The organism is Kitasatospora purpeofusca (assembly GCF_034043715.1).
GTDB lineage: Bacteria > Actinomycetota > Actinomycetes > Streptomycetales > Streptomycetaceae > Kitasatospora > Kitasatospora purpeofusca_A.
The window spans coordinates 1-6195 of record NZ_JAXCLC010000145.1 but is presented as its reverse complement, the minus strand read 5'-3'; the positions used below and the strand labels follow the sequence as shown (position 1 = coordinate 6195).

Annotated in this window: 7 protein-coding genes; 4 read left to right on the top strand and 3 right to left on the bottom strand. The window is 72.6% G+C overall.

All coding sequences use genetic code 11. The annotated features are described in order from the left end of the window. Positions 1–122 precede the first annotated feature (122 nt). Complete coding sequence (locus SM793_RS36145; protein ID WP_320443382.1) at positions 123–1190, bottom strand: polyprenyl synthetase family protein; 1068 nt, start codon at positions 1188–1190, stop codon at positions 123–125. Between the two features lie 162 nt (positions 1191–1352). Further along, positions 1353–2069, bottom strand: a complete 717-nt coding sequence (locus SM793_RS36140; protein WP_320443381.1) for a chitinase — start codon at positions 2067–2069, stop codon at positions 1353–1355. 315 nt (positions 2070–2384) lie between these two features. On the opposite strand from SM793_RS36140, the gene SM793_RS36135 reads away from it, so the two are divergent. The 4 genes from SM793_RS36135 (at position 2385) to SM793_RS36120 (ending at position 5254) form a co-directional block, all read left to right on the top strand. Beyond that, complete coding sequence (locus SM793_RS36135) at positions 2385–3299, top strand: helix-turn-helix domain-containing protein (RefSeq protein ID WP_320443380.1); 915 nt, start codon at positions 2385–2387, stop codon at positions 3297–3299. A gap of 529 nt (positions 3300–3828) precedes the next feature. Beyond that, positions 3829–4209 (top strand): VOC family protein, encoded by a 381-nt coding sequence (locus SM793_RS36130; protein WP_320443379.1) that lies wholly within the window; start codon positions 3829–3831, stop codon positions 4207–4209. Positions 4210–4298: 89 nt separating this feature from the next. Further along, on the top strand, positions 4299–4955 hold the full coding sequence (locus SM793_RS36125; RefSeq protein WP_320443378.1) for a GNAT family protein: 657 nt from the start codon (positions 4299–4301) through the stop codon (positions 4953–4955). Between the two features lie 176 nt (positions 4956–5131). Next, positions 5132–5254, top strand: coding sequence for a hypothetical protein (locus SM793_RS36120; RefSeq protein ID WP_320443377.1), 123 nt, complete (start codon positions 5132–5134; stop codon positions 5252–5254). A gap of 267 nt (positions 5255–5521) precedes the next feature. Here SM793_RS36120 and SM793_RS36115 read toward each other — a convergent pair whose 3' ends face one another. Continuing rightward, positions 5522–6148, bottom strand: a complete 627-nt coding sequence (locus tag SM793_RS36115; protein ID WP_320443376.1) for a class I SAM-dependent methyltransferase — start codon at positions 6146–6148, stop codon at positions 5522–5524. Positions 6149–6195: the final 47 nt, after the last annotated feature.

Genomic DNA, 6195 nt, shown 5'->3' with positions numbered 1-6195 from the left:
GGGCGGGCCGGGGCGCCCCCCCGCCCCGACGGCCCCGGCGTCGGTGCCGGCGCAGGAGCTCCGGCGGCGACCGGCGCGAGGCGTCCGTCGCCGCCGGGGCGCTCCGGGCCGGGGATGCCGGGCTACGGGCGGACCACGTTCGCGAGCGGCAGGCCCGCGAAGAAGGCCACCGCCTCCTCGCGCCAGTGCGGGTGCCACGTCCCGGCCTCGGCGGCAGCCGCCTCGGCGCAGCGGCGCATGTCGGCCCGGAGCTTGCGGTCCACGCCCAGCCGCCGGGCCAGCTCGCGGACCCGCTCGACCGTCGCGGCCGGGCAGTGCGGATCGCCGAGCGCGGACTCCACCAGAGCCCGCTGCTCCTCGTCGGCGGCCGCGAGCAGGGCGCTCACGGCGTAGCTGCGGCGCCCCGCGCGGAGGTCGGCGCCGGTGGACTTGCCGGTGCTGTCCTCGTCGCCGAACAGGTCCAGGTAGTCGTCGCGCAGCTGGCCGCCGATGCCGACCGGGATCGCGTAGCGGCGCAGCCGGGCGTCCTCCTCGTCGCCGAGGCGCTCCCCGGCCGCCAGCAGCCCCAGCCGCAGCGGTGCGAGCACGGAGTACCGGGTGGACTTGTACTCGCAGACGGTGTGCAGGAACTCCTCGTCCGGGATCCGCCGGAGGTCGCGTTCGAGGTCGACGATCTGGCCCGCCACCGTCTCGGCGCCGGCGTCCAACTGCACCTCCAGCAACGCCTGGCGCAGTTCGGCGGGGACGTCCGCCTCCAGCAGGACGCGCATCGACAGGAAGGCGGCGAGGTCCCCGGCCAGGACGGCCAGGCCGAGCGCGGTGCGGTCCGCCGCCGGGAACTCCTCGCGGTAGGCGTAGTAGGTGGACGGGCCGCCGCGCCGCAGGGGTGCGTCGTCGATGATGTCGTCATGGACGAGCCCGTGGGTCTGCAGCAGTTCGATGCTCAGCGCGGCCTCCGCCAGGCCGGGCACCGGATCGGTGGTGACCAGCCGGGCGGCCTCGTACAGCAGGGCGACCCGCAGCCGCTTGCCCCCGCGCAGCGAGAGGTCCCGCAGCAGCTCCAGGCAGCGCGGGGTGAAGCGGCTGAGCGCGGGCGTGTCGAGGCGCTCCGGCAGGGCGTCGAAGTACGCCTCGAAGCGGAGGTCGAACCGCCGCCGGTGCCCGGCGGCGCGTTCGCGGGCAGCGGCCATGATCGTCTCGTTCACGCCCCCACCCTCGCATCCGCCCGCCCCGCCGCCGCGGCCGGCCCGGCCGGGGGTGTCCTGTCCGTAACGGTGCCGTCGGCCGCCACCCCTGGGTGCGGCGCGTGGGGGCCGACGGCGCCGGTCCCCACGCGTCGGCCGCTCGCCGGTTCAGCAGGAGATGTTGCCGCCGCCGACGTCGGTGCCGAGGAGGCCGGTGAAGTTTCGGAAGAGGTTGATGCGGTCGTTGCGCTCGTCGGGGTTCTTGCCGTCGCACTCCAGTGCGCCGTTGATGCTGCGGATGGTCTCGCCGAAGCCCTTGTTGTCGACAATGGCGTCGTGCGGGGTCGTCCGCCCGGCGCCGCTCTGCGTGTTCCAGAACCAGAGCGCGGTCTTCCAGGCGACGGCGGAGTTCCGCTCCACCTGGTACGGGTCGTGCAGCAGGTCGAGGTGCAGGGCGTCGCCCGCCGCCTTGTAGTTGAAGTTCCAGCTCAGCTGGAGCGGTCCGCGCCCGTAGTACGCGGACTGTCCGGCCGGACAGCCGTAGGGCTGCGAGCTGTCGCAGTAGTGGGGGTAGGTGGCGGTGTTCTGCTCGACGACGTACCTGAGCCCGCCGGTCTCGTGGCTGACGTTCGCGAGGAGCGCGGCCGCCTCGCGCCGCTTGGTGGCGTCGTTCCCGGTGTTGGCGAAAGCCGGGTATGCGCCCAGGGCGTCGACCAGGCCGCCGTAGGTGTAGAAGGCGTTCCGGTTCGGGAACATCTTGTTGAACTGGGCCTCGCTGACCACGAAGGAGCCGGCGGCCGCTGCCGGTTCCGTCCGGGTGGCCACGGAGAGGGTGCTCAGGAGGGCGGCCGAGGCCAGCAGGGGCAGGGTGCGGAAGAGCTTCATCGTTCCTCAGGTTCGGGGGCAGGTGTTCGGGAGTCGGCGTTCGGGAATCGGCGTTCGGGGATCGGTCTTCAGGTGTGCGAATGTGCTCATGCGGGCGCTTCGTCGGCGAAGCACCCGAAGCATCATCGGGGCCGAATCCCGGGCATCCCGGTATGTGAACGCTCAAACCGCTCGTTGGAGTTGTTTCCGGTCAACCGCCCGCCGTCCGGCGCTCGTTCCGCCCGGGCCCCATGCGTGATCCGGCCCTCGTTCCGTCCGGGCCCCATGGCATCGTGGACACGCCAAAGTCTTCGTCTCTGCGATGCGGGAGCACCCATGGAACGCGGCAGCGGAACGCTGGACCTCGTCGACGGCGAGTGCGAGATGGCGTACGGCGCGGCCCGGCCCAGGCTGCGCGAGTACGTGCTCGGCTACCGGGGCTACCGGCTGGAGTCGGACCGGCCCCGCCGTCGGCTGGAAGTGCCCACCGACGTGGTGACGCTGACGGTCGGTTTCGACGGATCGCTGCGGCTCACCGACGCCGTCACCGGCGCCGGCACCGACTCCTTCGGCTCCGTCCTGGCCGGGCTGCGGCGCACCGCCACCGTCGCCGAGCACAGCGGCCGGCTGCACGGCCTCGCCGTCTCGCTCACGCCCCAGGGCGCGTACCGCATCCTCGGCCCGGCGCTCGGCGACCTGGACGGCCGGTGGATCGAGGCGGGTGCGGCCTTCCCCGGCCCGGGTCCGCGCGAACTCGTGGACCGGCTGCGCGAGGCGCGGACCTGGTCGGCGCGGTTCGCCCTGCTGGACGCCTACTTCGACGCGCGGTTCGCCGACGGGCGGCTCTGGGACCCCTCGGTGAGCTGGGCCTGGGAGCAGCTGCGCGCCTCGCACGGGCGGACCTCGGTGCGCACGCTGGTGGACGGCACCGGCTGGAGCCGTCGGCGGCTGGAGCAGCGTTTCCGTGAACACCTGGGCCTGGCGCCGAAGCAGGCCGCCGACATCCTCCGCCTGCAGCGCGCCCTGCTGACCTACGAACGGCGGCCCGGCTGGGGCGGGGCCCGGATCGCCGACCACTGCGGCTTCTACGACCAGGCGCACCTGGTGCACTCGTTCCACGCGATGGTGGGCTGCCCGCCGACCGCGTTCTTCGCCTCCCGCCGGGCCGCGCGGGCGCCCGAGCCGACCGACCGCCTGGCCGGCCGGATCACCACCGCCATCGAGTTCGTCGACGTCGGGCGGCACGGCTGACCGGACTGCGCATTTTTACAAGCCCGACCCGCCGCTTGCGCGGCATCCTGATCCAACGGGGCGGCTACGGGGGAGCCGCCCCCGCCTTCGTTCGCCGTCCGCTGCCGTTCGCTGCCGTTCGATGCCTCGCAGCCTTTCGGACCGCCGGGGGGACAGGAGTGGGAAGTCGGCCCGGTCGACTTCCCACTCCGGCTCTCACCCCCGCGCCCACCTTCACTTCCGCTTCCGTCCCTGAGCCCACGCCGCGCCCCGGCAGGTGGTGCGGTGCCCGGTCCGCGCACGGCACGCCCCACCGGGCCGTGCGGGAGCCCTCGGCGCAGCGGCCCCCCGACCGCAGACCCCGCGCCGAAGGCGACTCCGCCGTCCGCGCAGGGAGTCGGCCCACCCGACTTCCTGCGCGGACGGGACCTCGGGCCCGGCTGCCGGCGGCGGTCGGGCGGCTGCCCGCGGAATCCGATCGACGCCGATCTGTCCGGCTGGTAAGTTCCCGCGAAGGTGCTTCCCCGTCCCGAGAGAGTGGGTTCTGTCCATGGCGTGCCGGATCAGTGAGATCGTGCTCCAGTGCCACGACCCGGAGGTGCTGGCGCGGTTCTGGTGCGAGGTCCTGGACTTCGTCGAGCTCGACCGGGAGGCCGAGGGCTGCATCGAGATCGGCCCGCGCGAGGGCTTCGGCGGCGCGCAGTCGACGATCTTCCTCATCCGTACCGACCTGCCGAAGCCCGGGAACAACCGGCTGCACATCGACGTCAACCCCACCGACCGCGACCAGGACGCCGAACTCGAACGCCTCCTGGCCGCCGGGGCCGTACCGGTCGACGTCGGCCAGCCGCAGGACGCGAGCTGGCACGTCCTCGCCGACCCCGAGGGCAACGAGTTCTGCCTGCTGAGGACGCGCCTCGCACCCGTCTGAGGGGCACCCGCCCGAAATGCGGGTGCGCCGGGGCGCGGGTCCTGGGAGGCTGCCGGGGCCGTTGTCGTCGATCGTGTCGAGGAGGAACCGTGGGTTCCGCCGTTGGGGTGCCGCTGCTCGAAGGGCCCGTGCTGGAGGGCGAGATCGTCCGCCTGGAACCACTGGGACACGCCCACGCACCGGATCTGGCGCTCGCCGCGGAGGAGGACCGAGGCGGTTACGGCTTCACCTGGGTGCCCCCGGCGGGTGGCTTCTCCGCCTATGTGGACACCCAACTGGCCCGACGCGACACCGGGTTCGTGGTCCCGTACGCACAGGTGGACCGGGCCACGGGGCGGGCCGTCGGGGCGACGGCGTTCCTGGACCCGCGCCGCCACCCGGCCGACGGCGGGCTGTTCGCGATCGAGGTCGGCTTCACCTGGCTGGCGGCCTCCGCCCAGGGCAGCGGACTGAACACCGAGGCCAAGTACCTGCTGTTCCGGCACGCCTTCGAGGTCTGGGGCGTCTCCCGGCTGGACCTCAAGACCGATGCCCGTAACGGCCGGTCCCGCGCGGCCATCGCGAAGACGGGCGCCACCTTCGAGGGCGTGCTGCGGAACTGGTCCAGCTCCTGGGCCCCGGGCGAGGAGGGCCTGCTGCGCGACTCGGCGATCTTCTCGATCACGGCAGCGGAGTGGCCCTCCTGCCGGACGGCCCTGGAGCACCGCCTCGCCGCCCTGCGCGAACGCCGAGCGGCCGCTGTCTGACCGCCGCGCCGTGACCGAGCCGTGGGAGTGCGAGTGGGAAGTCGGCGTCACCGACTTCCCACTCCCAACGGCGGTGGCGCTGTCGTGCGGTGGGTGAGAGGTTCACGGACGGCACGACAGCGGTCGGTTCGGCGTGTCCGCCGGCGACGGCGAGGCCGGACTGATGACGTACGGCCATGACCACCAAGCCCTTCCCGCCCGAGCTGCGCGACCGGGCCGCCGGCCACCTGCCCGGTCTGGCCTGGCCACGAGCGAGGACCGCTCCTGGCCCCGGAGCAGCTCCCGGGTGCGGCGCGTGACGGCCGGCCCCCGAGCGGCCTAGGTGAAGATCGGCCCCAGCGACCTCGACCGCGAACGCGAGGTCACCGGTTACGCCTACGCCGCAGCGCACCTGACCGCGCCGCAGTACGGGCCGAGCTGCGGCGAATCCTTCAATAGATCGTCGGTCTTGACGTGAAGTGCGGTCGCCAGGGAGTCCAACTCTCTCTTCGAACACTGATGTTGGACTCCCTCGTCTCACGCGCGCAGGCGATCCCCGGAAGCGGCCCCTACTCCCCGGTTATGACTCATTTCGCCCCGCCGGCGGGCTTGTCCCAGACGAGCGAATAGCGCCACAGCAGATGGCGACGGAAGCGGTGCCCGGGCAGCAGTCGTCTCGCCTCCCCGCGAACCTCGCCCCAGGCCATGGTCGGCATCTGGACGGGCATGCCGTCCGGGTCGGTCTTGCCCCCGTGACGGCGGGCGTTGAACCGGGCTACCGGGACTCCCGCGCCGCTGATGATCCAGTCCTGCGGCGTCCGGTTGCGGGCCAAGCCGATGATCACCAGACGTCCACCAGGCGCGAGCAGGCGAACCATGGCCTCGACCGCCTGTGCGAACTCGACATGATGAACTACCGCTACGGCACTGACGAAGTCATATGTACCTGCGGCAAGCGGACCACTCGAAGCCCCGTCAAGGAAGTCCGCCTCCAGGAAAGTCACCCCACCCAGACCCGCGCTGTGTGCACGAGCCAGACGGATCATTTCGGCGGAGCTGTCCACACCGGTCACCGACCGGGCTTGTCGGGCCAGCTTGCGCACCAGCAGTCCCTCGCCGCATCCCAGGTCCAATGCTGTACGGCAACCGTCCGGCACGGCGTCGAGCACGAGCGGATGGTAGTGAACGTTGTGGTTCCAGTAGCCCGAGGTCATCGCTCCACCGTATGTCGCACAGCATCCGCGCCTGCCGCCTACGACCA